This is a genomic window from Hoylesella marshii DSM 16973 = JCM 13450, from assembly GCF_000146675.1.
Classification (GTDB): Bacteria; Bacteroidota; Bacteroidia; order Bacteroidales; family Bacteroidaceae; genus Prevotella; species Prevotella marshii.
The window spans coordinates 192,824-218,328 of sequence record NZ_GL397214.1; the positions used below are offsets into that span (position 1 = coordinate 192,824).

The following is a 25,505-nucleotide window of genomic DNA, read 5'->3' on the forward strand; positions in this document are numbered from 1 at the left end:
ATTTGAATTGACCAAATAATCAGTATGAAAAGATGCAAAGAAATAAAGATTTCTCTGCATAAGGTTTACACCTTTTTTATATATAGGATATGTTACACACGGTTGAATCATGGTGGCAAAGGTAGCACAAACTATGAATCTTACCAAATATTTAAAGAAGAAAATGCGAAATTGTTTGCCTTTATTGAGCGCAAGTGTGGAATTCGAGATAAGGACTAAGGTTTCGAAAACGGTAATACGTAGGTGCATCCTTCGTGCCATCGGCTGCATCCGTAGGCGGTCTTTCCCTTTATTAATGTGCCTTTTCCGCACAGCGGACAGGGTTTGCCCACCATATCATCGGCAGGTGATGGAACTGTTGTCGTCGACTTCTTGCGCGGCGTTGTCGACTTTTTGCGTGCAGGTTTCCGCGTTTCCTCCGCCGTCGTTACCGTCAGTCGGCGATTCGTATTGTCGGCCAGCACTTGGTTTACGATGTCTGTCATCTGTACTTTCAGTTCATCAATAAACTGCGAAGCGTCGTATTTGCAGTGCTCGATGTCGCGTAATTTCTTTTCCCATATACCCGTCAGCTCACAACTTTTGAGTAGTTCCTCACGAATGGTGTCGATGAGTTCCACTCCTGTAGGCGTGGCGAGCAGGTTCTTACGCTCGCGGCGGATGTATCGGCGCTTGAAAAGAGTCTCAATGATGCTTGCCCGAGAGGAGGGACGTCCGATTCCGTTCTCTTTCAGCGCGGCACGCAACTGCTCGTCGTCCACGAATTTGCCCGCTGTTTCCATGGCACGCAGCAGGGTGGCCTCGGTATAGTATTTAGGTGGTGTCGTCCACTTCTCGGCCAGCGTAGGCTGATGGTCGCCGCTCTCGCCCTTGACGAATGTGGGCAAGATGCGTTCCTCGTTCTCCTTCTTCCGCTTTTCCTCGCCCGTATTGTCGGCATCGGAAGCATAGACGGTGCGCCATCCGGCATCGAGAATCTCACGTCCCGTGGCCTTAAAGCCTATGCCATCTACATCGCCGAGTACGGTAGTCGTGGCAAACTTACAGTCAGGATAGAAAGTTGCAATAAATCTTCGTGCAATGAGGTCGTACACATTGCGTTCCGTGTCTGTCAGACCCGTTGCCGGCACACCTGTGGGGATGATGGCGTGGTGGTCGGTTACTTTGGAGGCATCAAACACTTTCTTGCTTTTCGGCAGTGTGATATTCAGTAACGGAGTGGTAAGTTGTTCGTAACCACGCAGCCCACGGAGCGTGGCAGGGCACTTGGGGTAGATGTCGTCGCTCAGGTACTGTGTGTCCACACGAGGGTAAGTGGTGTATTTCTTTTCGTAAAGGCTTTGGATCAGATTGAGTGTAAATTCTGCGCTATAAGCGAATTTACGGTTGCATTCCACTTGCAAAGAGGTGAGATCGAAGAGGTGGGGCGGTGCCTCCGTACCTCGTTTCTTGGCGATATCGGTCACGACGAAAGGTTTTTCTGCGATGGTTTGAAACGAGGCTTCCCCCTCTTCTTTAGAGGTAAATTTACCCTGCGTAGCGGTAAAAAGAGTATTGCGATAAAGGGTGGAAAGCACCCAATATGCCTCAGGTTGGAAATTCTCTATCTCTTTTTGTCGGGCTACGATGAGTGCCAGCGTGGGCGTCTGCACCCTTCCGATAGAGAGCACTTGCCGTCCACTCCCGTATTTCAGCGTGTAGAGTCGGGTTGCGTTCATGCCCAATATCCAATCGCCGATGGCACGACTGAGGCCTGCAAGGTAGAGCGGTTGGTATTCCGATTGGTCTTTCAGCCCTTGGAAGCCCTCGCGAATAGCATCTTCGGTGAGTGATGAAATCCACAAACGCTTTACGGGACACGTGGCCTTGGCCTTCTGCATCACCCACCGTTGTATGAGTTCTCCTTCTTGCCCGGCATCGCCGCAGTTGATGATGCTGTCGGCTTTTTGCATCAGTTGTTCTATCACGGCGAATTGCTTGCGTATGCCGTCGTCGTCTATCAATTTAATACCAAAGCGAAGCGGGATCATCGGAAGCGCAGAGAGACTCCAATGCTTCCAATTCGGGGTGTAGTCGTGTGGTTCTTTCAGTGTACAGAGATGACCGAAAGTCCATGTCACTTGATAACCGTTGCCCTCCATGTATCCTTGTCGGGCGGTCGTGGCTCCTATGACACGGGCGATGTCGCGTGCCACACTCGGTTTCTCTGCTATGCAAACGATCATGCTTCTCCGTACTACAAATGAGATGCAAAAGTACGAAAAACCTTTCAGCCTCCCAAATCTTCATTTGCCAAAGTGGCAACAGAACGCCTTGTTACCACGTATCATCCCATGTTTGCACCACATTGCCGATGGCAATGCGCACGGTCTGTGCCTGTCCATCACTGTATAGTTCGGCCGTCGCGTGGTCTGCCTGTGCATGTGGTTTCCGACTCAGGGCGATGTCGAGACGTGCATTCTTCCAGCAAGTAAAGTGAGTGCCATAGGTGGCGCGATTACGAAGAAGGTCGGACAAGTGGCGACCTTTCTGTTCGTTTGGTGCAGGCAAAGCCACCGCCTCTATAGGACTTTGCGAGATGTAATCTATCTGCAGACGGTCGCGGGTGGCATTGGTAAAGGTGCCGGAGCCGGACAGCCGACAGACGAGGGGCATATCGGCCACATCATGCCACACCACGCTCCATGTGCCGTTTCTGTTTTCACAACTTCCCTGCTCAGCACGTTTGGGGCGGCATTCGCTATCCAATACCGCCCAACGTTCGTCTCCTGCATGGGTCACAAGCATAGAGAGACACAATGTCTGCCCCTGTTCGGTACATTCGGCATCCACCCGCCATGTGTCATTGATATGGCTGAGGGTGCGTACACCGCCGATGGGCGTCATCTTTACCACGTAGTGCGCCCGCAACCCTTCGTCTTGAGTGGTCAGTGTGTAGGTATTGGCCGTGAAGAGAGTGGCATGGGAAAAATCGGTGGCCCGTAGAGAGTCGCGCCGCAGGGTGTCGTCGTCCATAAGGTATCGGTTGGTTTGATACGTAAATACAAGTACATCGGTGTATTTTTGGAGTACGTCACGAACGAAATTGTAGGCTGTGTGTACCTCATTCGCCTTGGGATAGGGACTCTCTTCTCCGTCATCGTTCCAACAGCCGGTGAGCGAGAAGAGCAGCATTGACAGCAACGGAAGCAGACGTAGGCGTGTTTTTACATTCATCCCTAATCGGTCATGAGAGCGGGTCCATGTTTTGCTGGATGGTCGTTTAGATGGTTTGTAGCCCTGTCGAAGGCGTAGTGGACTACGTTGAGAGAGAGCGGCAAGCAAGATGCCGACCAGCGAATAAAAGATGCCGGAAAGCCATGTCGTCCCAATTGAAAAGGCAGATAAGCAGTCTAACGAGCGATTGAAGGTCATAGGCAAGGTGTGTCTATATTCCGCAAATATAGCAAAAAGTATGGTAAATACGCACTTTTTATATCCTATTTTTATAGAATACTCTGTTTTTTATGTAGAATTGTCAGTGTGTCAAACGGTCTTTCGCGTTTGCAGCACTTGTCTTCCATTCATCGGAGGATGCCGTTTACCGTGAGAAAGGTTGCCGACCTTTCCCTGTACAAACGCCATCTGTACCAGACACGAATGCCGACTTATCCATCGAATGAAAACTACTCTTTTCAACAAGGAACCTATCCGATGGGATAAGGCCTCCCATTCCATGTGGCTTCTTTTTAAAAAAAAGAGGCTTTATTTGTCCATGTTTTCCATTTGTTGTACCTTTGTCGAGGCCTTTTAGGCATACACAATATATATAACCCTTTAAAGGAGTAAAACATGTCATATCTATTTTCATCCGAATCGGTTTCGGAGGGGCATCCCGACAAAGTAGCCGACCAGATTTCCGACGCCATACTCGACCAACTACTCGCCTACGACGAAAAGGCACGCGTGGCCATAGAAACCCTCGTTACCACAGGACAAGCTATCGTGGCAGGCGAGGTACGCTCCACGGAATATGTGGATATTCAGACCCTCGCAAGGAATACTATCAACAGGATAGGCTATACAAAAGCCGAATACCAATTCGACGGCAACTCGTGTGGAATACTAAGTGCCATTCATGAGCAGAGCGACGACATCAATCGCGGAGTAGACAACGGCCAAGACGAAGACCAGGGTGCCGGCGACCAAGGCATGATGTTTGGTTATGCCACCAACGAAACGGAGAACTATATGCCGGTATCTTTGGAACTGGCACACCTCATTGTGAAAACGCTCGCTACGATACGCCGCGAGGGTCGGGAGATGACCTATCTGCGTCCCGATGCCAAAAGTCAGGTAACAGTAGAGTATGACGACGATCACACGGTGCAGCGTATTCATACCATTGTCATATCTACGCAACACGACGAATTTATGGACAACGATGAAGTGATGCTGGCTAAGATACGCGAAGACGTGATTCGCATCCTTATTCCACGTGTGAAAGCCCAGATACAAAGCGAAAAGGTGTTGGCACTCTTCAACGACGATATCATCTATTGGGTGAATCCTACGGGTAAATTCGTCATAGGCGGTCCGCACGGCGATACCGGATTGACAGGTCGGAAAATCATCGTCGATACCTATGGCGGTAAGGGTGCACATGGCGGCGGATGCTTCTCCGGCAAGGATTCAAGTAAAGTAGACCGATCTGCCGCCTATGCTGCACGCCATATTGCTAAGAATATGGTCGCCGCAGGAGTGAGCGACGAGATGCTGGTGCAAGTGAGCTATGCCATCGGTATAGCCCAACCCGTAAGCATCTTTGTAAATACTTATGGGAAGAGCCATGTGCAAATGACCGATGGCGAAATCGCAGCAAAGATAAAAGAAATGTTCGACCTACGTCCGAAAGCCATCGAACGCAAGCTGAAATTGCGGCAACCTATTTTCAGTGAAACGGCAGCCTACGGTCATATGGGGAGGAAAAACGAGGTCGTTCATAAGACCTTTACCAGCCGTTACCACGAGACAAAAACAATGGAAGTGGAACTGTTTACATGGGAGAAACTCGACCTTGTAGGCGATATTAAGCAAGCATTCGGGCTGTAATGGCGATACAACAGCCGGACTCGCTGGCGACGCGGATGGCACAAAACGGTGCCGAGGCCGTTGTCGTAAAGGATAGCAAGCCGAAACACCCCTATCAGGTGCTTCGGTCATTGCCGGTTGATGCCACGCCCGCCCAGCAAGACTCGGCCATACAGGCAACCTTTCAGCCCAACGAGATACACTACAGTAACCGACCGGACACGCTACATTTACCCGGTCACGACGTAGGAAAGAGTATCAAGGATATCCGACTGCCAAAATATTACAAGGAAATCTTCTTCTCGAAAGACTCGCTCCTGCACCCTGAACTTAACGGAGGGAGATATGGTATGGCGGGCGACCCTGTGCCTTACAGCATGAAAAACGACGATATTATTACGGGACTGTTGCTCGGTTGTCTCGTGATTGCACTCATCTCTTTCGCACAGTCGCGGCGTTTCATCGCCCTACAACTGAAACACTTTTTCTACACACCGAGGAGTGAAACCGGCATCATGAAAGAGACAAGTGCAGAAATGAAATTCCAACTTTTCATGTTGCTACAGACCAGCCTCACACTCTCACTTGTATATTTCTTCTATACACGTACCTATGAGGGCGATGCTTTTATCCTGAAATCCCAATACCACCTCATTGCCATATACTTTGGCGTTCTTGTAACTTACTATGCCGTGAAAGCATTGCTGTATAAGTGTGTGAATTGGATATTCTTTGAGAAGAAAGCCAATGAGCAATGGATCGTCTCCCAACTCTTCATCACAGGTATGCTCGGTGTCATGTTGTTTCCTGTAGTGTTACTCTTGGCATACTTCGACCTGCCGATAGACAAGGCCGTCCAATATGTGATAACAGTGATTGTGGTAACTAAAATGCTGTCCTTTTATAAGTGTTACAGCATCTTTTTCCGTAGATTAGAGGCCTTTCTGCAAATAATTTTGTACTTTTGCACCTTGGAATTGATACCCTTGCTTTCGTTGTGGGGTGTCTTACAGCTAATAGGTAATTATTTGAAGATTAATATTTAAAAGACAGATGATAAAGAAGATACTGATTTCACAACCCAAACCCACCAGTGAGAAATCACCTTACTTTGACATTGCTTCGGAATATGGTGTGGAACTTGTCTTCCGTCCGTTTATTAAAGTTGAGGGATTGTCGGCCAAAGAGTTCCGCCAGCAGAAAGTGAACCTTCTCAATTATACGGCAGTCGTGTTCACCTCCCGTCATGCTATAGACAACTATTTCAAGTTGGCCAAAGAGATGCGCGTCACGATTCCGGAGGATATGAAATACTTCTGTGTCACCGAGACCATCGCACTCTATATACAAAAATACGTGCAATACAGGAAACGTAAGGTGTTCTTCGGCAGCACAGGAAAAATCGACGACCTGATACCGACTATGGTTAAGCATAAGGCGGAAAAGTATCTTATTCCCATGAGTGATGTGCACAGCGACACTATTAAGAATCTGCTTGATGCTAAAAAACTGCATCATCATGAGTGTGTCATGTATCGCACAGTCAGCAATGACTTCACACAGGAGGAGGTGAAAGCCTTTGATTACGACATGGTGGTATTCTTCAGTACGAGTGGTGTGAAGGCATTGGCTACTAATTTCCCTGATATGAAGCCAGAGGAAATATGCATCGGCACCTTTGGACCGGCCACAGCAAAGTCGGTGGAAGCATTAGGTTTTACTCCCGCATTGAAAGCACCTACGCCGGAACACCCATCCATGACCAGTGCCTTACGGGCTTATTTGAAGCAAAACAAATAGGAGGGACGCATTCCGTGGTTGAAGCTCCGACATTCCGAAAGGCAGAACGTATTGCTGGAAGGACGCTCGTAGAACGCCTCTTCAATGGTACAGAGAGCAGGGCGATGTCGGCTTTCCCCATCCGTTTGGTATTCCTTTCCATTCCCAGAGACGAAGGAGAACCGCGCGCAAAGATACTTGTCAGTGTACCGAAGCGGTATTTCAAGCAAGCCGTCAAACGCAACCGCGTGAAACGACAGATACGAGAGGCTTACCGAAAACATAAGCAACTGATACCCGATGACAGCAAGCACCAGATGCTGATGGCATTTATCTGGATGGACAGTCGTCTTTATGACACTTCGGAAGTGGAACGACGGATAACGAACCTCCTGCAACGCATGATAGAAAGGCTATGACCTCGCCCAATCCCATCCGCCTCTTCCTCACTTGGGTACTCTTGTTGCCCATTTTGTTTTATCAGCGAATCGTCAGTCCTTTCACTCCACCCTCCTGCCGATTTACTCCTACATGCTCGGAATATGCCCGCCAGGCTTTGCTCAAACACGGACCCATCAAGGGATTATGGTTCACTATCCGACGTATCGCCCGATGTCATCCGTGGGGAGGGAGTGGTTATGACCCCGTCCCCTAAGACCCACAATCCAAGGCCTTAAGCCTACGAAATAATAACTAAACACAATCATTCGATGACGAAAAACTTTGTAGAAGAACTCAAATGGCGCGGCATGCTGGCACAAATCATGCCCGGAACCGAAGAACTCTTGCAGAAAGAGACCGTGACGGCCTATCTCGGTACAGACCCCACGGCTGACTCTCTCCATATCGGACACCTCTGCGGTATCATGATGCTCCGCCATCTGCAGCGATGCGGACACAAACCCATCATACTTGTAGGAGGCGCCACTGGCATGATTGGTGACCCATCCGGCAAGAGTCAGGAGCGGAACCTCCTCGATGCCGACACCCTCTACCACAATCAGGAGTGTATCAAGACACAGGTGGCCAAGTTTCTCGACTTCGATGGAACAGCCGACAACCGTGCAGAGATGGTGAACAACTACGAATGGATGAAAGACTTTTCCTTTCTCGATTTCGCACGCACCGTGGGCAAGCATATCACCGTTAACTACATGATGGCCAAAGACAGCGTGCAGAAAAGACTCAATGGTGAAGCGCGCGATGGTCTTTCATTCACCGAATTTACCTACCAACTCCTCCAAGGCTATGACTTTCTCCACCTTTACCGCGAGAAAGGATGCAAACTCCAGCTTGGAGGAAACGATCAATGGGGCAATATGACTACCGGCACCGAACTTATACGTCGCACCCTCGGCACAGAGGCCGAAGCCTATGCTCTCACCTGTCCCCTTATCACCAAGGCCGACGGCAATAAGTTCGGAAAAACGGAGAGTGGCAATGTGTGGCTCGATCCCGTCCGTACTTCGCCCTACGCTTTCTACCAGTTTTGGCTCAACGTGACCGATGACGATGCCGAACGATATATTAAAATCTTCACCTCGCTCGAACAGGAAGTCATCGACACACTCATAGCCGACCACCGTCAAGACCCGGGACGTCGCACCCTACAACGTCGCCTTGCCGAAGAAGTCACCACTATGGTACACTCGCCCGAGGCACTCGCTATGGCCGTAGAGGCCTCTAACATACTCTTTGGTAAGGCCACGAAAGAGAGTCTGCTCAAACTCAACGAGCAAACTCTGCTCGATGTTTTCGAAGGCGTGCCCCACTTCACCCTCCCTGCTGACAAACTCGGCCTGTCTGCTGGTGAACTCTTCACCACAGAAATTCCCATCTTTACCAGCAAAGGTGAGATGCGCAAACTCGTACAGGGTGGCGGCGTATCGCTCAACAAAGAGAAACTCGATAGCTTCGAACAGCCTGTCACAGCCCAAGACCTTATCAACGGGCGGTATCTACTCGTGCAGCGTGGTAAGAAAAACTACTACCTTATCACTGTGCAATAACATCCCTACAGAGGTTAAGCTTTAAACAAAACCAGCATTACACTGATTGAAATATGAAACATTATTTATCTATATGTCTTACGGTTCTTGCTGTCTTTACTACAGTATCGTGTAGTGAGAAGAAAAACACGGGCGATATTATTGCCGTCAAGCCCGTGGAAAAAGTACCCGATGTCCCTCGAAAGATGGGCGATAATGCGCAAGAACGGACGGTAGAATGGGGCGGAAATACGTATCGGATATCCGTCTCCAGACATGCAGACGGGAGCTTACCACGCGTGGAAGACGAGTCACATCGCCCGTATCTCGACAATAAGATCACGTTAATGATAATACGTAGCGACGGTAGTAAGTTTTTCGACCGCACTTTCACCAAAGCCGACTTCAACAGCTGCCTCAATGCTCATTTCCAAGCCCATGGTGCCTTGCTCGGCATTGTGTTTACGCGCGTAAAGGGCGATGTACTTGTGTTTGCAGCCAGCGTAGGATCGCCCGATATTACCAGTGACGAATATATGCCACTCACCCTTACGCTCAGTCGGACGGGCAACGTGTCGATTACCCGTGATTCGCAACTCGACTCAAGTCCCACGCAACAAGAAAACGAGGAAGACGGCGTCTAAAAAGAGCTGTCTTCCTCGTTTTTTTTCATACAGCACAACTTGTGCGCTTTCCTATTTCCGTTTCAGTAAAGTTTTTCTTGCCGAAGCGAAACTATCCGGACATTTTCCGATAAACACGACATTCAGCAGGCAATTGGCTGCCAAATCGAGATCGGACAGATCAACACCTTTCTCGCGTACCACTTGCTTACCTAAGCATACCTCCCACGTCGTATTGAAGTTAGCATCTTCGGCACCAAAGAAACTGTCGGCACCAAAAGGGCTTGGCATCAGCTTATACCGTATCGTCTTCTTGGAATCTACGGGTGACAGTGTGGTTAGCAAATCGTAGGCCTGTTTGAAAATAGTCCGATGTAGTTTGGCATCGGGAAACATGATAACGAGTTCAGGAAAGATTTCACCGAAATCGTAGGCCTGCAAGAGTTCTGTCAGCTTCATCGTAGGTTAGAATTTCGCCATTTTAATGGCCACCACGGCGCACTCGTCGCCTTTGTTACCCAATCGGCCTCCGCTTCTGTCGAGTGCTTGTTGCTGGTTCTCGGTGGTCAGCAGACCGTACACTACGGGAATCTCACTTGTAGCATTCAACTGTGCGATGCCTTGTGTCACGCCTTGACAGATATAATCGAAGTGTGGTGTTTCGCCACGTATCACGCAACCGAGGATAATGACGGCATCATAACCGCCATTGAGAATCATTTGATGAGCACCGTAAATGAGTTCAAAGCTACCCGGCACTCTCTTTACGTGGATGTTTTCGGGTATGGCGCCGTGCTTCTCAAGGGTATGTACCGCGCTATTGAGAAGTGCACCGGTCACGTCTTTATTCCACTCCGATACCACAATGCCGAAGCACATATTGCTGGCATCGGGTACGTTTGTAGGGTCGTAGTCTGAAAGACTGTGGAGAGCTGTAGCCATTTATTCAGATGCGCGTTCTATATACTTGTCTATCTCCTGATTGATGGGAGCATTGACATACTTTTTCTTAATGTCCTGATAAATCTGTAAAGCCTCGTTCTTCTTACCCTGACTTTCCAAAATTTCTCCGGCTTGGATGAGAAACGTGGGCGAAAGGCTGTTGTTCGTATTCTCGTCGGCTTTGCTGTCAGCCATAGATGCTGCTTTCTTCAATGCGTTTACGGCGTCGTCTAAACGATTCACATGTGCATAGGCATTACCCAGTGCTGCTTGCGAAGCCGGACTAACCATGGCATCGTCCGAGGTGGAGTAGGCTTCTAAATATTTCACGGCATCGCTCCATTTGTTCAAGTTAGCATAGCAAAGTCCGGCATAGAGATTTGCCAAATTACCGGCTTTTGTATTGCTGTAATCGTCGGCCACTTTCACAAAGCCGATATAACCGGCACCGTCTCCGTTTAAAGCCTTGTCGAAAGCCTCGGCATTGAAGTATTCCTGACCCTTTGCCAATGCCGTGCTTGCTTTATCCTCTCGCGGACCGGCCACGTAGTTGCTGTAAAGGATGATACCGGCCACCACAACAATTAGTGCCACGACGCCTCCACTTATTGCTTTCTTGTATTTCATGAAGAAAGCCTCTTTGTCGTTTAGTGCTCCTTCCCGAGAAGGAGTCTTTTGTAGCTTAATATTTGCCATTATATTCTTGTTTAATTGATTTCGTTTAGAAAGCGTCGCAAAATTACGTAAATATTCTCAGATGGTGAAATATATTGATTCTTTTTTCGTTTTTCCTGCCCAAAACAAGTAACTTTGCAGCCCACAGAACTACGTATTACGCATGATTCTAAGCAAGATATCCATCATTAATTTTAAGAATATCAGAGAAGCTGTGCTTGAGCTGTCGCCCAAGATGAATTGCTTTATCGGCGACAACGGAGAGGGTAAGACCAACTTCCTCGATGCTGTGTATTATCTCTCATTTTGCCGGAGTGCAAGCAACCCGATAGATTCGCAGATTATCTGCCATGAACAGGATTTCTTTATGCTCGAAGGCCGCTACCAGACCGATGAAGGAGAAGAGGTATCCGTGGCTTGTTCCATGAAACGTGGTACGAAGAAGCATTTCAAACGCAACAGAAAAGAGTACAAACGTCTCTCGGAGCATATCGGGTTTATTCCGCTTATCCAAGTTTCACCCTCCGACATTACGCTCATCGAGGGCAGCAGCGAAGAACGACGCCGATTGATGGACATTGTTATCTCGCAATACGACCGCACCTATCTCGAAACCCTCACCCGTTACAATAAGGCGTTGCAGCAACGCAACACGCTACTGAAGATGGATGACGAGCCCGACGAAACCCTGCTCGATATTTGGGAAACGGAGATGGCCGATGCCGGAGAACTCATCTTTCGTCGTCGCGATGCTTTCGTACAAGAACTTATGCCCACTTTCCAGAATTTCTACCAGCGCATCTCCGGCGACCAAGAGCAAGTTTCGCTCCATTACATCTCCCACTGTCAGCGTGGCCGGCTCCTCGACGTTATCCGGCGCGACCGTGCCAAAGACCGTGCTGTAGGCCATTCCTTGCATGGTATTCATCGCGATGACCTCGAAATGATGCTCGGCGGCTATCCTATGAAACGCGAGGGCAGCCAAGGGCAAAACAAGACTTTCATTATTTCTTTGAAACTTGCGCAGTTCGACTTCCTCCGCCGCACAGGCAACGGCACTACGCCGTTGCTTTTGCTCGACGATATTTTCGACAAGCTCGATGCCCGTCGTGTAGAGCAAATCGTCCATCTCGTGGCCGGTAACCATTTTGGTCAGATATTCATCACCGATACAAACCGCGACCATCTTGACCGAATCTTGCACAATGGTGATTTCGATTACAAACTCTTCTCTGTCGCCCACGGCGAGATAAGCGAACGGGAGGAGAGTCATGTTTAAGCGGAAGGTACAATCCATAGACGACCTGCTCTCTCATTTCTTGCGTCAGCAAGGCCTTGAAACGCCCCTTCTCCAACGGCGGCTCATCGACGCATGGGACGATGTGGCCGGTCAGACTGTAGCCCGATACACAGGTGAGAAGTTCATAAAGAATCAAACCCTTTTCGTTAAAATCAGCAATCCCGCCCTTCGTTCCGACCTATCCATGATACGTACACAACTGATTAAACGCCTGAACGAAGCCGTAGGTAGCATCGTGATTTTCAATATCAAAATCTATTGATTTCTTTTACTGACTCGGCCTTGGCCGGAATCGATTTTAGAGTCTCTTGAGCATTTCGGCTTGGGCCGAAATCGTTTTTAAAGTCTTTTGGTCATTTCGGCCTTGGCCGGAATTGTTTTTAAAGTCTCTTGGTCATTTCGGCCTTGGCCGAAATTGATTTTAAAGTCTTTTGGCCTTTTCGGCCAAGGCCGAAATGGATTTAAAAGGGTTAATTGAAGAAATTCCAGCTGAGACCGAGGCGGAGGATACGGTCGTTGAGGGGATAGTGGGGGGTAAGAAAATACTGTCGGTTACCGCTTCCGGCATTTATATGACTCATCATGATGAAGAAACGTGTATGCTTTAAGTGAAAATTGGCATAGACATTCACAATGGGGTAGTTGCCTGTCTTTGTAAGCGAAGCGGCTTTTTCTTGTATGACGTATTGCCCAAGGGCAGGACTATATTCGGGTGCGTAGTAGCGAGTAAAATAGCGCAAGTCGGCACCGAGGTCACATTTCAGCACCTTGGCAATCTTAAAACGCAGATAAAGATTGGTATAGATGTTGAGGTCGGGCACGGGGAGAATCTTCTCGGCCGAGGATTTCTGATAGGTGATGCTGTTTTCCCAATTCACAAGACCAAGTGTAAAATCCTGACAGAGCATGGCGGTAAGCACATTGATATTGCTGCCGTGTTGGCGTACGGCAACGGTGTTGTTCGTTCGCGCATAGGTGGAAGATATATCGTAGTTCTGTGCCATATACGTGTAGTTGCGAATATTGTCTACGGCAATCCGAAGAGCTGTGCGTGTGCGTTGAAGGCTTAAATGTCCTTCGATGCGTGTGCGTATCTCTTTGTCGAGGCCGGTATGATCCCACCAATAGTGCTTGGCATGATAGTGGCGATAGTAGAAGGTGGGGTTAAGATGGTGAACGAAAGCCTTTGCTTCCAGCTGCACGGTGTCGCCGAAGAGATGGAATTTAAGGTCGGCTGCGGCATCGACCTTGAATTGTCCCGCATCTTCTCCGGCCAGCCATGTCTCGGCCAATACGTGATAGTGGAGAGCGTCGCCCTGTTCCTTGGACAGTTCGCCTCCGATACTCAGATGATGTTCGTTGTAAGCGGCAAATCCACCCACAGAGTCGGGGAGTGAGAAGTGTCTCAGCTCTGAAGTGACAAAGGCTTTCAGGCCGCTTTTCGCCCATTTGTTGAAGCCCTCGAGCAAGGCGATGGCGAAAGTGTTGCGCAGTGCGTAGTGCTTGGTGTTGTCGTAGATGGAGTCGTTATCGTATTTACTTGTAGCACGAAACGTGTCGGCATAGAAGCCCGTGGGTGTTTTGTAGGCTTGATAGATGCGGCGATAGTGGTCGAACTGTGCGGTATGGATGAAACTCGTCACGGGCACATACTCATTTTTCGTCCATGTGGTATCTGTGTGAGCTTTCTCCTTTTCAGCCGCAAGACTGTCGGTCGCAGCGCGAGCGGCATCTTTCGCTTGGTAAAGGGCGAGTGCTTGGGTCGTATCGCGTGGCTCTGTCCCCATGATTTTCGCATTCTCGGGACGTCCGGCAAATGTTTTCTTTTCTGATGAAGCAGCAACGGGACGACCCTCTCGTGCCGCTTTACGGTTGTCGGCTTCTTGTTGTCGTTTCTCCTCATTCTCCTTTTTCGCGGCAAGCGCAAAGCGGCGCGCCTCTATTTCCTCTTTCGTCATGGGTACTTTGCGGTTGAATCCGATGCTGTAACGATGCGTAAAGAACACGTGACGGTTGTCGTTGCGATTCCAATTCTTTTCCAACACGGTGGGAATCTCGCTGGTCGTGAATCCGTCGTTGAAACTTTCGGGATGCGTAATGTAATTGTCGTTCGTAATGCCTCCGTTCTCTGCATGTTTCTGATGATTCGTAGAAAGCAGCAGGTGTGCTTGGTAGCGGTCGCCAAGATACGAAGCGTACATGGTGTAATTGAAGAGGGCTGTATTTTGGTTGGAATAGTACCCCCGCCCATAGAGGTAGTCGAACTTAAACCCCACACCGATGCGTTTGCCTGCATTCACGGCAAAGAGAGCTTTCAGATGGTCTTCCCCGTCGGTCTTGTCGCCAGCCGTGTTATATGAAAGATTGGTAATGGGCGAGTAAGTGTTGGTAAACAGAAACGAGCCTACGGGCACGATGAAGTAATCGTAGGGCTGCGTGAAAATAAACTGACGCGTTTCGGGACGATTGATAAAAATGCGATGGATACGCGGGTCGCCGAGGTTACCCGTGGTATTGTATTCTCCTCGCATACCCGTGGTGAAGATAGTGTTCATAAACAGATGCGGCAACGTGTCGGGCACGGCCGCCTTTCTGTCGCCGAAGCGTTCGTCTATCGTCCATACCTTTAGCCCTTTCGGTATCTCTTTATGCTGACTTTGTATGCTGTCGCTGCGCCCTCGGTTCCGAGCAGACGTGATGGTTCCGTCTTCGGTTATCTGATTGAAATCCTGTGCCGGCACGCACAAGGTAATGCTGAGACAGAGGAGTAGGGTAGAGGCGATTCTCTTCATGGCTTTATCGTCTGATACGAAATATACACTCAACAATTTTTATCATGATGGCCACCAGAATAATGACGGTGCCCACCATTCTATCGCCGAAGAAATAGAAAAGCATGCCGACAACAGCAGCTATCATGAAAACGAGGTTGAGTATCTGGCGTAACCCGTCGTAGGGACTTGGTTCGTCGACCTTGCGATGTCTGCGTGGCTGCAGGCGGTTATTGGCGGGAGAAGATGGATTTTGCTTCATAACTTTTGCGGGCAAAAGTACGAAAATATACCGTATCGTGCCGTTTATTAAGCATTATTTAACCAAAAACAGTTATGAGAACCCGCAGGCTCTCATGACCGACTTAGGTTTCAGGGCAGTAAAGTTACAGATGATAAGTCGGCATTCGTACCCTGTACAGATGCCGTTTGTACGTGGCACAAACACGGTTTGTACAAAGAAAGGTCGGTAACCTTTCACAGCACACATCGTATAAGAAAGAGCGATGGACTACAGTAGGAATGTCATCATGTAGAGGCATTTGCGGGAAAGTTTTGGGTGTTTTCCTTGTCCGCTTAAGAATCTTTCCGTACCTTTGCGGCGGTAAAAAGAATTCAAAGTGTCCAGCCAATTATCTGAGAATAACCCTACCTTATTATATAAAGGTATCACCGAGGTAAAGAGAAATGCGTGTTTCTCCTTATCTTTTAACATTTTATATTTGGTTAATTCAAATAATTTGCTAACACACACACACACACACACACACACACAGGCGACTTACTAAACGCTTTTGCATACGTGCGCGAGGTATGCCTCGCAATCCATCATTTAGACAAAGGACTTCCGAGAAGTTCCTCTGTTGGATGAGTCGTGTCTATATGTAAAGAAAATGAGTGTTCAGTATAAAAACAAACAGTAGTAATATGAAGAAAACAACGTTGGAAAGGCTATTCTATGTAAAGCCGGAATGTCGAGTATACCCTATCGAAGAAGAACAGTTCATCTGTACAAGCGTGTTGCCGAAAGTACCCGGTTCGACAGAAGAAGAATGGGAAGAGGATGAGGATGTTAACGGAGGAGAGTTCGATATATAGAGACTTAGCACATTCGGGAACTTCTCTGGTCTCTCGGGAAGGGAGGGGAAGGTCGAATGATGTGCTAATCATAAAGTTCAATACTTAAAATATAACTTCAATGAAGAAACAAATATTACCTATGCTGTGCCTTTTGGGCACTATGATGTTCACGGCATGCGGCAACAACGAAGAAACCGACGAGAAGAACAACGGCAAGATTGTGATGAGTGCGGCGCAGTTCACGCTGACCGAAGAACCTTACGGTGAAGAAACGGAGGTGGAGACGCGGGCTGCTGAGGCCTTACCCGAGACGCAGACCGTAGACTTGGGCAACGGCATCGAGGCAGAAGTGAGTATCGAGCGCGAACAAAAAGAGGCTACACACAAGGCCACGCGTGCCACGGAAATCAGCAACCAGCACTACACAATTACGGCTTTCAAGTGGGGAGTCGGTCGTGTGGGTGGCACGTTGCGAGGCACTGTGAGTGGTACTGGAGCTACGAAGACTTTTACTCCCGACCCGGGTACGCAGCATGAGATAGAGCTTCCACCCGGCACCTATACATTCTTCTGCTTCAATGACAAGGTGAGCGACGACGGTTCGTTCAATTATACGATTCAACAAGCCGATGCCGCTGGAGCACTTTTCGATTATAAGACAGTGGCCATCAGTGGTAACCATTATCGCGTGAACTTCGAAATGAAGCATCAGGCTGCCCGCATGCGCTTCGAACTGACCACCTATTGGGGTATCACCGGCATCAAAGCCACGGCAAGCGCCGACAATGGCATAACAGCATTCACTTATGATGACCTGATGTCGAACTACGCGGCGAGCGGAGGTGCTGTAACCTCTTCGGAATTTGGCTTCCCCAACGTCACAACCGAGGCCACCAACTATACCTATACTTCAACATCAGACTACGGGTATTTCCTCTGTAGTTTCTTTAATGGCGTACAGACGGCTTCAAACCTCAAAATCAACTTCACATCGGGTTCGCTCTACGGAAAGTCTCTTGCAGGAAAGAGTCTGACGATCGGCGGCTTCCCTCGTTCGAGCATGCAGCGCAATGAGTCCTATAAGGTGAAAATCAAACTGTTCTATAGCTACAACTATCTCTTCCAAGATGGAAGTGTCAGTACGTTGGCAGTAGGAAGAAAGGCAGGGAAGACTGCAGTGGCTGCAATGATTTCAAGTAACAAGGCCATGGCACTGACAGATGCAGGCGGTACTTGTAATTGGAGTAACTCTGCCGTGAAGCAGAACGTCGTTTCCACAGATGCCTTTGCCACGGTCTACAACGACATGGATGGTCACGGTCATACTTGGTCAGCTGCCCATTCGGCCTCTGGTGTTGCCCATGCCAACGACTTGAACTTTCCGGCTTTCTATCAGGCGACACATTACACTCCATTAAAGCCACTCACGGCTGGTGGAGGAATGTTGACTTCGTGGTATCTTCCTTCGATAGGCGAATGGAAATTGGCCGCACAAGCTATGGGTGGCTTCAATCCTGCCTCACTGACCACATGGCCAAATAATACACATCAAGCATGGAACGACCGATTGGTAAAGGTTATCAGCGTGCAGGCCGGAGGAACTAATCCGGTTTGGGGTAGCGGTCTTCCTTCTCATGGTTGGTATTGGGCAAGTAATGAGCATACCAACCCCGCTTCGGCCTTTCATGTTATTCTCTATCCCAACAGCGGTACCAATGGCTACGGCATGTATTTCGCCGCTAACCCCAAGGACAGGAACCCAATGCGTGTGCGGGCCTTCATTATCAAGGTTCATTGACATATTATACTCGTGATAGTTCCATCACTTGCTTGTGTCTTATCGTTCTTCCGAATTTTCCTGTTTAATAGCAAACAGAGAAACCCTCTTTGCTGTTGATTGAAAGGAGAAAAGAAGGGCGCATGGGAATGCCCTGTTTATCGGCATTCTGAAGGGATGAAAAAAAGTTGGGCAACTCGTTGGAAAAAGTTGGCCAACTATTTGCGCAAAGTTGGCCAACTTTTCATGTAGAGTCGGCCAACTATTTTCTTCAAGTCGGGCAAGTGTCTTTTCAAGGCGTCTCAAACGAGACATTTCTGTTTACCTCGAAGTACTTTTATCTATTATCAAAAATCTGACAGTGTCAAATGGTGATTTTCACACTGTCAGATTTTTAGCAATGAATATTCGGTATAAAAAATCCTCTCGGCTCATTGTGAGTCGAGAGGATTCTCCTATTTCGTATTCAATCTATTGAAGATACGTTTAGAAGTTGTAGTAAAGACCAAACGATACGTTGTTGCCGTCAAGATTCAATCCCCAAGCATTGCTGCTCTTTACACCGGAAGCCTTCGGGTCACTGTTCTTGTAACCAATAAAGCCTACATGAGCCTCAAAGCTGAGGCTCTTGTGCAGATTAACCGATACGCCGGGCTTCAAACCTACAGAGAGTTCGTTGCCTACACCGCTATAGTGCTTGTAACCTACAGCACCGTCGCAGAATACGTTGATGTATTCGTTGTGCAGGAAAGTGTAACGCACGTAGGGATTTACTTCGAATGTCTTGGCTGCAGTAGTCACGTTTTCGATGTTCACAGGATTACCTTTTCCCCAACCTACAACAGTACCTACAGCCCAATCTTCATTGAGGTTGTAACCGATTTCGGGGAGGAGACGGTAAGCAGTCTCACTGTCGCCACCTGCATTCTTTACACTCGAAAGGCCTACAGTACCACCCACATAAATCTGTGCACTAGCACTTACTGCGATAAAAGCAGCGGCCATAACCATAAATAACTTTTTCATAATCCTTTTACTTTAAGTTAATACTAAGTTGTTAAACACTCAATTTTATTTATTCATTGTGTTGGATGTGTTTGGAAACACGCTGCAAATGTAAAACACATTTGGTATAAAACAATGACTTTTCCATAAAAAAATGCCTACCATTTACAAAGTTGTGTTAATTCATTGGCAAATAACGGTATTTTTGTTACTTTTGCTCGCTTGAAAGCAAAAGTATGAGAAAGAATGAAAACAACTCCGATATTGATAGCTGGACCTTGTGTCATTGAGTCGCAGGAACTTCTCAACACTGTAGCAGAAGAGCTTGTAAATATCAACTGCATGTTGGGTACAGACATTATATTTAAGGCTTCGTTTGATAAGGCCAACCGCACTTCTATCCACTCGTTCAGAGGGCCGGGGCTGAAAAAGGGGCTTTCCATGCTCGCGGAAGTTAAAGAAAGGTATGGGTTAAAGATTCTTACTGATATTCATGAAAGCTATCAGGCCGAAGCGGCAGCCGAAGTGGTCGACGTGTTACAAATACCTGCTTTCCTTTGCCGGCAGACCGACTTACTCGTAGCTGCTGCACGCACGGGACGAATCGTCAATATTAAAAAAGCACAGTTCCTCAGCGGTCACGACATGCACTTTCCTTATGAGAAAGCCATGGATGCCGGAGCACAAGAGGTTTGGCTGACAGAACGCGGCAACAGTTTTGGGTATAACAATCTTGTGGTAGACTTCCGCAACATTCCCGACATGACAGAGATTACACCGACGGTTATCATGGATTGTACGCACAGTGTGCAACGCCCGGGCGCCGGCGATGGAAAAACAAGCGGCGACCGTAGATTCGTGCCGGCCATGGCTTTAGCAGCCAAAGCTTTCGGAGCCACGGGGTATTTCTTTGAAGTGCACCCCGACCCCGACAAAGGATTGAGCGATGCTGCCAATATGCTGGAACTCCACAGGCTGAAAGGTCTTATCAACGATATTCTCCACTGACTATGAACGAACAAATACAGGAACGGCTCGCCCATGCCGTTGAATATGGCGTGCAATGTATCAAAGACGAAGCACAAGCGTTACAGGAACTCATACCGCAAGTAGACGATAATTTTGCAGCTGCTGTGGCAATGATGTATGCCTGCAAGGGAAAGATTATCGTTACGGGAGTGGGTAAGAGCGGCAACATAGGTGCCAAGATAGCCGCCACGCTCGCCAGCACCGGCACACCAGCCTTTTTTATCAATCCCCTTGATGTCTACCATGGCGACCTCGGCGTGATGACCTCCGACGATGTGGTCTTGGCACTCAGTAATTCCGGACAGACCGACGAACTGCTGCGATTTCTACCCATGGTACTCCACATGAACGTGCCCATCATCGCTATGAGTGCAAATCCGGCATCACTGTTGGCCAAATATTCTACCATTCATCTCAAAGTGAAAGTGAACAAAGAGGCTTGTCCGTTGAATCTCGCACCCACGAGTAGCACTACCGCTGCTTTGACCATGGGCGATGCGCTGGCTGTGGCATTGATGCGAGTAAGAGATTTTAAGCCGAGAGACTTTGCACAGTTTCATCCGGGAGGAGAACTCGGCAAACGTCTATTAACCACAGCCGGCGACGTGATGCGTACCGACAATCTGCCCGTTATTCCGCAGAGCATGCCGCTGGGAGAGGCTATCATCGAGGTGAGCCGAGGTAAATTGGGGTTGGGAGTCTCACTCGATGGCGACAAGGTGGCAGGCCTCATCACCGACGGAGATATTCGGCGTGCCATGGAAAAATGGCAGGCAGAGTTCTTCAACAAAACCGTTAGTGACATCATGACTCGTACGCCGAAGACCGTTCTGCCAACAACAAAGATTTCGGAAATACAGCGAATCATGAACGACAACAAGATACACACCGTGCTGGTGGTGGATGCCAACGGCCGATTGAAAGGTGTGGTCGACCACTACAGCTGCATGATTTAGTCTCAGCCCCCATGAAAATGTTGATGGCAAAGTCTCTCCGATTCTTTCTTACGATATTCTTATTCCTCTGCTGCACATGGACGTTTGCACAGCGCAGTGACACGCTTATCATGGAAAAGCTGCAGGCCGAGGGTATCAACTTTTCCCACGACAACAGCGTGACGTTGCTCATGAGCGGGCAAGAAAAGTTCGACGACCTTTTCAAAGCCATACAACAGGCACGCCACAGTATTCATCTCGAGTATTTCAATTTCCGCAACGATTCCATTGCCGACCTACTTTTCGACCTCTTGGCCGAGCGGGCGCAACAAGGAGTGAAAGTGCGTGCACTTTTCGATGGCTTCGGTAACGATTCCAACAACCGGCCGCTCAAGCGTAAACATTTGAAACGACTGCGTGAACGAGGCATAGAAATCTATGAATTCGACCCCGTAGGCTTTCCTTGGGTCAATCACGTCTGGCATCGCGACCATCGCAAAATTGTGGTCATCGACGGCCAAACGGCATATACCGGTGGCATGAACGTGGCCGACTATTATATAAAAGGTACGGAGGTCGTGGGCAGTTGGCGCGACATGCACTGCCGTATTGAGGGCACGGAAGTGAATACCCTACAAACCATCTTTCTGCGTATGTGGAATCGGGTGACAGGGCAAAACATACACGGAGCAGAATATTACCGCAGCCCTTACTCCGATTTCCATTTCCAAGGCCTGAAACCCGACACCTGCGCTACGGCCGGCCACAAGACTGTGGGAATCATTAACCGTGAACCGCATACGTCAAACGGCATCATCCGCTCTTTCTATTTGCACGCTATCGAGGCTGCCCGCGACACTATTCGTCTCATCAATCCTTATCTCACGCTCAACCACAAACTGAAACGCGCCCTGCGCCAAGCCGTGCAACGCGGTGTAAACGTACAGATAATGGTCTCTGAGCACAGCGACATACCACTCACCCCCGACTGCGTGTTCTACAATCTTCACAAACTGATGAAGCACGGCGTGGAAGTCTGGATTTATCGCCCCGGCTTTCACCACACAAAAGTAATCATGGTAGACGGACGCTTTTGCACCGTGGGCAGCGCCAACCTCAATGCCCGTAGCCTGAATTTCGACTATGAAGAGAACGCCGTGATTATAGACCGCTGCACAACGCATGAACTCGACCGTATGTTTGAGTGCGACAAGCGTGATTGCTTCCGACTGACGGAGGCTAATTGGCGTACGTTCCGCACCCCGTGGAAACGTTTCGTAGGCTGGTTCGCCCATCTTCTTACCCCCTTTCTTTAATCTTTTCTAAGAGATGTTTGTCTATTCAAAGATTATCTTGTACCTCTGCCGCCATGCCGCAATAAGCAATCATCATACGACGATGAATGAGATGTAGAGGAAAGTGTGTTTTTCTGCATCTTTTAGCGCCATTATATTTACATGGCGGATTCCATAAGCGTGTGTAAAGTTAGGCAATTCTGTCGTTAATTCAGTCTGCGGGCTTTGAAGATTGTAGTGTACTAATGAGAGCTATGCTTTTAGGGTATGGGAGGATAGCTTTGGGCATACAAAAGGATAGCTTTACCGTGGTAAAAGCTATCCTTTCTCAAACAGCATTGTATGCTGTTGTGTGATAATGACTTACGTCTCTACTTTTCGTTGTTATTGTAAATTCTTTGCTACGAGGTCTGCAAGGGCTTCGCTTCGCAATCCCTGTCCCAACACTTTGCCTTGATTGTCGATAACGATTGTGTGAGGAATGGAGTTGATGCCAAGCATGCGGGCGGCCTTGTTGTCCCAACCTCGTAGGTCGGAGAGGTGCATCCACGAGAGGTGAAGCTCGCTGATGGCCTGCTGCCAGGCTGCTTTGTCTTGGTCGAGTGAGATACCAATGATGCCCAACCCTTTGCTCTTATAGGTGTTGTAGAGTTTAACAAGTTCGGGTGCATCCTGCCGACACGGCCCGCACCAGCTTGCCCAGAAGTCTATGATGGTGAGTTTGTGTTTCTTTGCCTCTGCCAATACGGATTGCGGCTTACCGTTTACGTCGTTCATGGTGAAGTCTGCGAGTGTTTCCAAACCTTTGATATGGGCTTCCATTTCGTGTATGGCAGGACGTTTTCTCATCTTTGCGGGCATTTTGGATATGATTTCCATCCGTTGTTTGTTGTTAATCATCTCTTCGGATGAGGTGAGCAACAGGAGATAGCCAAGTTCATTGTCGGCATTGTTGAGTGCGGCTTTGCGCAACGTCTCTGCGTATTTTCGCATGAGTTGTTCTCTTCTCATCTCTGCTTGAGGGCTTCCGGATGGGGCTTTCAGTTCTTTTCCGGTGTTTTGCGTGATAGCCGTTATTTTATCTTCGATGGATTTCAACGTGTCTGTGAGCTTCTGCAACCGGTCATTGGTTTCAGTTCCTCCCACTTTGCCAATCATCTCGTTGTTTGTAAAGGTGATATGAATGGTGCCCGGCTCGATAAAGAAGACGGAGGAATAAAACGACGTGGAATCAGCGAGGGCGAACACCTGAGCAATGGAAATGCTGTCGGTAGTGCCTTCGAGGACGAACTTCCCACCAGATACGATGAGCGTGTCGGAGGGTGCGGCGGCCTCAAAGTTGCGTGATAGCCATACGGTATCACCGTCATGTAGGCCTTTTGCCGTACCTTCAATTCTAAATGAGTGCGATTGGCATGCGGTCATCATGAGACCTGCCATGGCGCATACGAATAAATGGTGCCATTTCATATTAAAGGAATTTAGATAAGATATTGTGAACTGATGCTCTCGTTGAGGATAACACGGCGGATGGTTTCGGCAAACATGTCGGCTACGGACAGTTGTTTTACCTTGGCGCACCGCTGTGTGTAGGGGATGGAATCGGTGAAGACAATTTCTTCAAGGGAGGATGATTGCACACGTTCTGTGGCCGGTCCGCTCATCACGCAGTGTGAGGCACAGGCTCTGATGCTCTTGGCACCGGCTTCTTTCATGATATCGGCCGCCTTGGCGATGGTACCAGCAGTGTCTACCATGTCGTCTACAATGATGACATTCTTGTCTTTCACGTCGCCGATAATCTGCATACTCTCTACTTCGTTGGCGCGTGCACGGGTTTTGTTGCAGAGCACGAGCGGGCAACCGAGGTATTTGGCATACGTGTTAGCACGCTTAGAGCCACCCACATCGGGCGATGCTATCACGATGTCTTTCAGTTTCAGACTTTGCAGATAGGGGAGAATGACCCCCGAGGCATAGAGATGGTCTACGGGAACATTGAAAAAGCCTTGTATCTGATCGGCGTGTAAGTCCATGGTGATGAGGCGGTCGATGCCGGCAGCACTGAGTAGGTCGGCCACCAGCTTGGCACCAATGCTTACTCTTGGCTTATCTTTCCTGTCTTGGCGTGCCCATCCGAAGTAGGGAATGACGGCATTGATGCTGTGTGCAGAGGCGCGTTTGGCGGCATCTATCATCAGAAGCAGTTCCATCAGATTATCAGAGTTAGGGAACGTGCTCTGCACGAGGAATACGTCACGGCCGCGGATAGACTCTTCATAATACACGGCAAATTCGCCGTCGGAGAACTTGGTAATCTGCAATTTCCCCAATGGCCGGTTGAGACTAGCACAGATTTTTTCTGCAAGGTAGCGAGAATTGGTACCTGAGAACACCATGAAAGGGTTTTGTTCACTCATATTCGTTTGCGTTAATAGGTGGTTATTATGATGATTTATTTGTCTTCGTACGTGTCGTGTCGGCGATGGGAGATAGGATGCAGAGGTTATCCTACGGCCTTGCGTAGCTTATCGAAATGGCGTATCACCTCCTTATAGTTCAACTCATTGTGAATATCGAATCGGTTCCAAAGGTCTCCGCATACCACGATACCACCGAAGCCGAGGTCTTTCATCTGTTTGATGCAGTCTATGGTCATGCCCCCGAGAGCGTACACTTTCTTGTCTATGATGCCTTTATGGGCGGCATTGACCAACTCTTCTGCAGAAAAGGAGCTTTTGATGTTCTTGTCGTGAAGACTGTCGAAGATATTATGAAGAAACACGTAGTCCGATTTCTTTCTCGTTTCTTTCAGAAGGGAAAGGTCATCACAGCTCCTTGTTATGTGTCCCTTATAGCCTTGTGGAGGCATCTCGTCTAAGCGATCGAGATGGATGCCTGCTAATCCGTACTCTTTTTTTAGGTAATAGTGGTCGTGTACGGTTATTTTCCGATAGTAATCTTCGGGCAGGAGCGACAGCAAGCGCTCGGCATATGTGGGGGCTGTTCCGGGCTTGTAGATATGGAGGTTGTCCAATCCCTCATCGAAGAGTGCGGTCAATATCTTGTCCTCTTCCACAAAAAACGTGGGACTCGTCATGATTACCAGCTTCATGGTCTGTCTTTCTTTTCTGTTGCAAATGTATTAAAAATATAGGATATTTACAATGTTATCTGCTATAAAAAGTTACCTTTGCAAGCGAAACGACCATAGCCTCCCTCTCTCGGACTGCGTT

At 48.5% G+C, this 25,505-nt stretch carries 25 protein-coding genes; 14 read left to right on the plus strand and 11 right to left on the minus strand.

Translation table 11 applies throughout. From position 1 onward, the window contains the following. Positions 1–215: 215 nt before the first annotated feature. On the minus strand, positions 216–2,225 hold the full coding sequence (locus HMPREF0658_RS00820; RefSeq protein ID WP_006947859.1) for a DNA topoisomerase 3: 2,010 nt from the start codon (positions 2,223–2,225) through the stop codon (positions 216–218). 91 nt (positions 2,226–2,316) lie between these two features. Continuing rightward, a complete protein-coding gene (locus tag HMPREF0658_RS00825; protein WP_139047686.1) occupies positions 2,317–3,216 on the minus strand; it encodes a hypothetical protein in 900 nt (299 codons plus the stop codon). A gap of 615 nt (positions 3,217–3,831) precedes the next feature. Here HMPREF0658_RS00825 and metK point away from each other — a divergent pair. From metK to HMPREF0658_RS00855, 7 genes are read left to right on the plus strand one after another with little or no spacing between them, the layout of a single operon-like run. Next, on the plus strand, positions 3,832–5,091 hold the full coding sequence (gene metK / locus HMPREF0658_RS00830) for a methionine adenosyltransferase (protein ID WP_006947862.1): 1,260 nt from the start codon (positions 3,832–3,834) through the stop codon (positions 5,089–5,091). Continuing rightward, on the plus strand, positions 5,091–6,116 hold the full coding sequence (locus HMPREF0658_RS00835; RefSeq protein WP_006947863.1) for a DUF4271 domain-containing protein: 1,026 nt from the start codon (positions 5,091–5,093) through the stop codon (positions 6,114–6,116). Before metK ends, HMPREF0658_RS00835 begins: the two co-directional genes overlap by 1 nt. Before the next feature lie 7 nt (positions 6,117–6,123). Next, positions 6,124–6,870: a uroporphyrinogen-III synthase gene (locus HMPREF0658_RS00840; RefSeq protein WP_006947864.1), complete on the plus strand. Its 747-nt coding sequence runs from the start codon at positions 6,124–6,126 to the stop codon at positions 6,868–6,870. A 14-nt stretch (positions 6,871–6,884) separates the two neighbouring features. Further along, positions 6,885–7,268, plus strand: a complete 384-nt coding sequence (gene rnpA, locus HMPREF0658_RS00845) for a ribonuclease P protein component (RefSeq protein ID WP_006947865.1) — start codon at positions 6,885–6,887, stop codon at positions 7,266–7,268. Further along, the gene (yidD, locus tag HMPREF0658_RS10750) at positions 7,265–7,504 is read left to right on the plus strand and encodes a membrane protein insertion efficiency factor YidD (protein WP_006947866.1); all 240 of its coding nucleotides are present in this window, start codon (positions 7,265–7,267) and stop codon (positions 7,502–7,504) included. Before rnpA ends, yidD begins: the two co-directional genes overlap by 4 nt. Positions 7,505–7,559: 55 nt before the next feature. After that, the gene (gene tyrS, locus HMPREF0658_RS00850) at positions 7,560–8,858 is read left to right on the plus strand and encodes a tyrosine--tRNA ligase (protein WP_006947867.1); all 1,299 of its coding nucleotides are present in this window, start codon (positions 7,560–7,562) and stop codon (positions 8,856–8,858) included. A 53-nt stretch (positions 8,859–8,911) separates the two neighbouring features. Continuing rightward, positions 8,912–9,481 (plus strand): DUF4738 domain-containing protein, encoded by a 570-nt coding sequence (locus HMPREF0658_RS00855; RefSeq protein ID WP_006947869.1) that lies wholly within the window; start codon positions 8,912–8,914, stop codon positions 9,479–9,481. Between the two features lie 51 nt (positions 9,482–9,532). Here the strand turns inward: HMPREF0658_RS00855 and HMPREF0658_RS00860 are convergent, their stop codons facing one another. The 3 genes from HMPREF0658_RS00860 to HMPREF0658_RS00870 are packed head-to-tail and all read right to left on the minus strand — an operon-like array spanning position 9,533 to position 11,098. After that, the gene (locus HMPREF0658_RS00860; RefSeq protein WP_006947870.1) at positions 9,533–9,919 is read right to left on the minus strand and encodes a hypothetical protein; all 387 of its coding nucleotides are present in this window, start codon (positions 9,917–9,919) and stop codon (positions 9,533–9,535) included. Positions 9,920–9,925: 6 nt separating this feature from the next. Continuing rightward, on the minus strand, positions 9,926–10,402 hold the full coding sequence (gene ribH, locus HMPREF0658_RS00865; RefSeq protein WP_006947871.1) for a 6,7-dimethyl-8-ribityllumazine synthase: 477 nt from the start codon (positions 10,400–10,402) through the stop codon (positions 9,926–9,928). Next, the gene (locus tag HMPREF0658_RS00870; RefSeq protein ID WP_006947872.1) at positions 10,403–11,098 is read right to left on the minus strand and encodes a tetratricopeptide repeat protein; all 696 of its coding nucleotides are present in this window, start codon (positions 11,096–11,098) and stop codon (positions 10,403–10,405) included. A 142-nt stretch (positions 11,099–11,240) separates the two neighbouring features. Here HMPREF0658_RS00870 and recF point away from each other — a divergent pair, with 142 nt between their 5' ends. Both recF and HMPREF0658_RS00880 read left to right on the plus strand, forming a co-directional pair. Then, a complete protein-coding gene (gene recF, locus HMPREF0658_RS00875; RefSeq protein WP_006947873.1) occupies positions 11,241–12,356 on the plus strand; it encodes a DNA replication/repair protein RecF in 1,116 nt (371 codons plus the stop codon). Further along, positions 12,349–12,639 (plus strand): DciA family protein, encoded by a 291-nt coding sequence (locus HMPREF0658_RS00880; RefSeq protein ID WP_006947874.1) that lies wholly within the window; start codon positions 12,349–12,351, stop codon positions 12,637–12,639. Before recF ends, HMPREF0658_RS00880 begins: the two co-directional genes overlap by 8 nt. A gap of 208 nt (positions 12,640–12,847) precedes the next feature. Here the strand turns inward: HMPREF0658_RS00880 and HMPREF0658_RS00885 are convergent, their stop codons facing one another. Continuing rightward, positions 12,848–15,169 (minus strand): putative porin, encoded by a 2,322-nt coding sequence (locus HMPREF0658_RS00885; protein ID WP_006947875.1) that lies wholly within the window; start codon positions 15,167–15,169, stop codon positions 12,848–12,850. A 4-nt stretch (positions 15,170–15,173) separates the two neighbouring features. After that, on the minus strand, positions 15,174–15,410 hold the full coding sequence (locus tag HMPREF0658_RS00890; protein ID WP_006947876.1) for a hypothetical protein: 237 nt from the start codon (positions 15,408–15,410) through the stop codon (positions 15,174–15,176). A 665-nt stretch (positions 15,411–16,075) separates the two neighbouring features. Here HMPREF0658_RS00890 and HMPREF0658_RS11555 point away from each other — a divergent pair. Further along, positions 16,076–16,246, plus strand: a complete 171-nt coding sequence (locus HMPREF0658_RS11555) for a hypothetical protein (RefSeq protein ID WP_006947879.1) — start codon at positions 16,076–16,078, stop codon at positions 16,244–16,246. 100 nt (positions 16,247–16,346) lie between these two features. Further along, positions 16,347–18,026 (plus strand): hypothetical protein, encoded by a 1,680-nt coding sequence (locus tag HMPREF0658_RS00900; RefSeq protein ID WP_006947880.1) that lies wholly within the window; start codon positions 16,347–16,349, stop codon positions 18,024–18,026. Positions 18,027–18,491: 465 nt separating this feature from the next. Here HMPREF0658_RS00900 and HMPREF0658_RS00905 read toward each other — a convergent pair whose 3' ends face one another. After that, positions 18,492–19,031, minus strand: coding sequence for an outer membrane beta-barrel protein (locus HMPREF0658_RS00905; protein ID WP_006947882.1), 540 nt, complete (start codon positions 19,029–19,031; stop codon positions 18,492–18,494). 225 nt (positions 19,032–19,256) lie between these two features. On the opposite strand from HMPREF0658_RS00905, the gene kdsA reads away from it, so the two are divergent. From kdsA to HMPREF0658_RS00920, 3 genes are read left to right on the plus strand one after another with little or no spacing between them, the layout of a single operon-like run. Continuing rightward, positions 19,257–20,018: a 3-deoxy-8-phosphooctulonate synthase gene (kdsA, locus tag HMPREF0658_RS00910; RefSeq protein ID WP_006947883.1), complete on the plus strand. Its 762-nt coding sequence runs from the start codon at positions 19,257–19,259 to the stop codon at positions 20,016–20,018. Positions 20,019–20,020: 2 nt separating this feature from the next. Continuing rightward, entirely contained in the window at positions 20,021–20,995 is a 975-nt protein-coding gene (locus HMPREF0658_RS00915) for a KpsF/GutQ family sugar-phosphate isomerase (protein ID WP_006947884.1), read from the plus strand. A gap of 23 nt (positions 20,996–21,018) precedes the next feature. Next, a complete protein-coding gene (locus HMPREF0658_RS00920) occupies positions 21,019–22,290 on the plus strand; it encodes a phospholipase D-like domain-containing protein (protein ID WP_139047687.1) in 1,272 nt (423 codons plus the stop codon). A gap of 363 nt (positions 22,291–22,653) precedes the next feature. Here HMPREF0658_RS00920 and HMPREF0658_RS10615 read toward each other — a convergent pair whose 3' ends face one another. The 3 genes from HMPREF0658_RS10615 to HMPREF0658_RS00935 all read right to left on the minus strand — a co-directional run bounded on the left by HMPREF0658_RS10615 (position 22,654) and on the right by HMPREF0658_RS00935 (position 25,384). Then, entirely contained in the window at positions 22,654–23,739 is a 1,086-nt protein-coding gene (locus HMPREF0658_RS10615; RefSeq protein WP_006947886.1) for a TlpA disulfide reductase family protein, read from the minus strand. 11 nt (positions 23,740–23,750) lie between these two features. After that, positions 23,751–24,689, minus strand: a complete 939-nt coding sequence (locus HMPREF0658_RS00930; RefSeq protein WP_006947887.1) for a ribose-phosphate pyrophosphokinase — start codon at positions 24,687–24,689, stop codon at positions 23,751–23,753. An 86-nt stretch (positions 24,690–24,775) separates the two neighbouring features. Beyond that, positions 24,776–25,384 carry a thiamine phosphate synthase gene (locus tag HMPREF0658_RS00935; RefSeq protein ID WP_006947888.1) on the minus strand — a complete coding sequence of 203 codons (609 nt, stop codon included), beginning with the start codon at positions 25,382–25,384 and terminating at the stop codon, positions 24,776–24,778. Between the last annotated feature and the right edge of the window lie 121 nt (positions 25,385–25,505).

Bases quoted from the DNA above. Each gene is read 5' to 3' on its own strand.
- HMPREF0658_RS00820 (WP_006947859.1), bottom strand. From the start codon at position 2,225: ATGATCGTTTGCATAGCAGAGAAACCGAGTGTGGCACGCGACATCGCC.
- HMPREF0658_RS00825 (WP_139047686.1), bottom strand. From the start codon at position 3,216: ATGAATGTAAAAACACGCCTACGTCTGCTTCCGTTGCTGTCAATGCTG.
- metK (WP_006947862.1), top strand. From the start codon at position 3,832: ATGTCATATCTATTTTCATCCGAATCGGTTTCGGAGGGGCATCCCGAC.
- HMPREF0658_RS00835 (WP_006947863.1), top strand. From the start codon at position 5,091: ATGGCGATACAACAGCCGGACTCGCTGGCGACGCGGATGGCACAAAAC.
- HMPREF0658_RS00840 (WP_006947864.1), top strand. From the start codon at position 6,124: ATGATAAAGAAGATACTGATTTCACAACCCAAACCCACCAGTGAGAAA.
- yidD (WP_006947866.1), top strand. From the start codon at position 7,265: ATGACCTCGCCCAATCCCATCCGCCTCTTCCTCACTTGGGTACTCTTG.
- tyrS (WP_006947867.1), top strand. From the start codon at position 7,560: ATGACGAAAAACTTTGTAGAAGAACTCAAATGGCGCGGCATGCTGGCA.
- HMPREF0658_RS00855 (WP_006947869.1), top strand. From the start codon at position 8,912: ATGAAACATTATTTATCTATATGTCTTACGGTTCTTGCTGTCTTTACT.
- HMPREF0658_RS00860 (WP_006947870.1), bottom strand. From the start codon at position 9,919: ATGAAGCTGACAGAACTCTTGCAGGCCTACGATTTCGGTGAAATCTTT.
- ribH (WP_006947871.1), bottom strand. From the start codon at position 10,402: ATGGCTACAGCTCTCCACAGTCTTTCAGACTACGACCCTACAAACGTA.
- HMPREF0658_RS00870 (WP_006947872.1), bottom strand. From the start codon at position 11,098: ATGGCAAATATTAAGCTACAAAAGACTCCTTCTCGGGAAGGAGCACTA.
- recF (WP_006947873.1), top strand. From the start codon at position 11,241: ATGATTCTAAGCAAGATATCCATCATTAATTTTAAGAATATCAGAGAA.
- HMPREF0658_RS00880 (WP_006947874.1), top strand. From the start codon at position 12,349: ATGTTTAAGCGGAAGGTACAATCCATAGACGACCTGCTCTCTCATTTC.
- HMPREF0658_RS00885 (WP_006947875.1), bottom strand. From the start codon at position 15,169: ATGAAGAGAATCGCCTCTACCCTACTCCTCTGTCTCAGCATTACCTTG.
- HMPREF0658_RS00890 (WP_006947876.1), bottom strand. From the start codon at position 15,410: ATGAAGCAAAATCCATCTTCTCCCGCCAATAACCGCCTGCAGCCACGC.
- HMPREF0658_RS11555 (WP_006947879.1), top strand. From the start codon at position 16,076: ATGAAGAAAACAACGTTGGAAAGGCTATTCTATGTAAAGCCGGAATGT.
- HMPREF0658_RS00900 (WP_006947880.1), top strand. From the start codon at position 16,347: ATGAAGAAACAAATATTACCTATGCTGTGCCTTTTGGGCACTATGATG.
- HMPREF0658_RS00905 (WP_006947882.1), bottom strand. From the start codon at position 19,031: ATGAAAAAGTTATTTATGGTTATGGCCGCTGCTTTTATCGCAGTAAGT.
- kdsA (WP_006947883.1), top strand. From the start codon at position 19,257: ATGAAAACAACTCCGATATTGATAGCTGGACCTTGTGTCATTGAGTCG.
- HMPREF0658_RS00915 (WP_006947884.1), top strand. From the start codon at position 20,021: ATGAACGAACAAATACAGGAACGGCTCGCCCATGCCGTTGAATATGGC.
- HMPREF0658_RS00920 (WP_139047687.1), top strand. From the start codon at position 21,019: ATGGCAAAGTCTCTCCGATTCTTTCTTACGATATTCTTATTCCTCTGC.
- HMPREF0658_RS10615 (WP_006947886.1), bottom strand. From the start codon at position 23,739: ATGAAATGGCACCATTTATTCGTATGCGCCATGGCAGGTCTCATGATG.
- HMPREF0658_RS00930 (WP_006947887.1), bottom strand. From the start codon at position 24,689: ATGAGTGAACAAAACCCTTTCATGGTGTTCTCAGGTACCAATTCTCGC.
- HMPREF0658_RS00935 (WP_006947888.1), bottom strand. From the start codon at position 25,384: ATGAAGCTGGTAATCATGACGAGTCCCACGTTTTTTGTGGAAGAGGAC.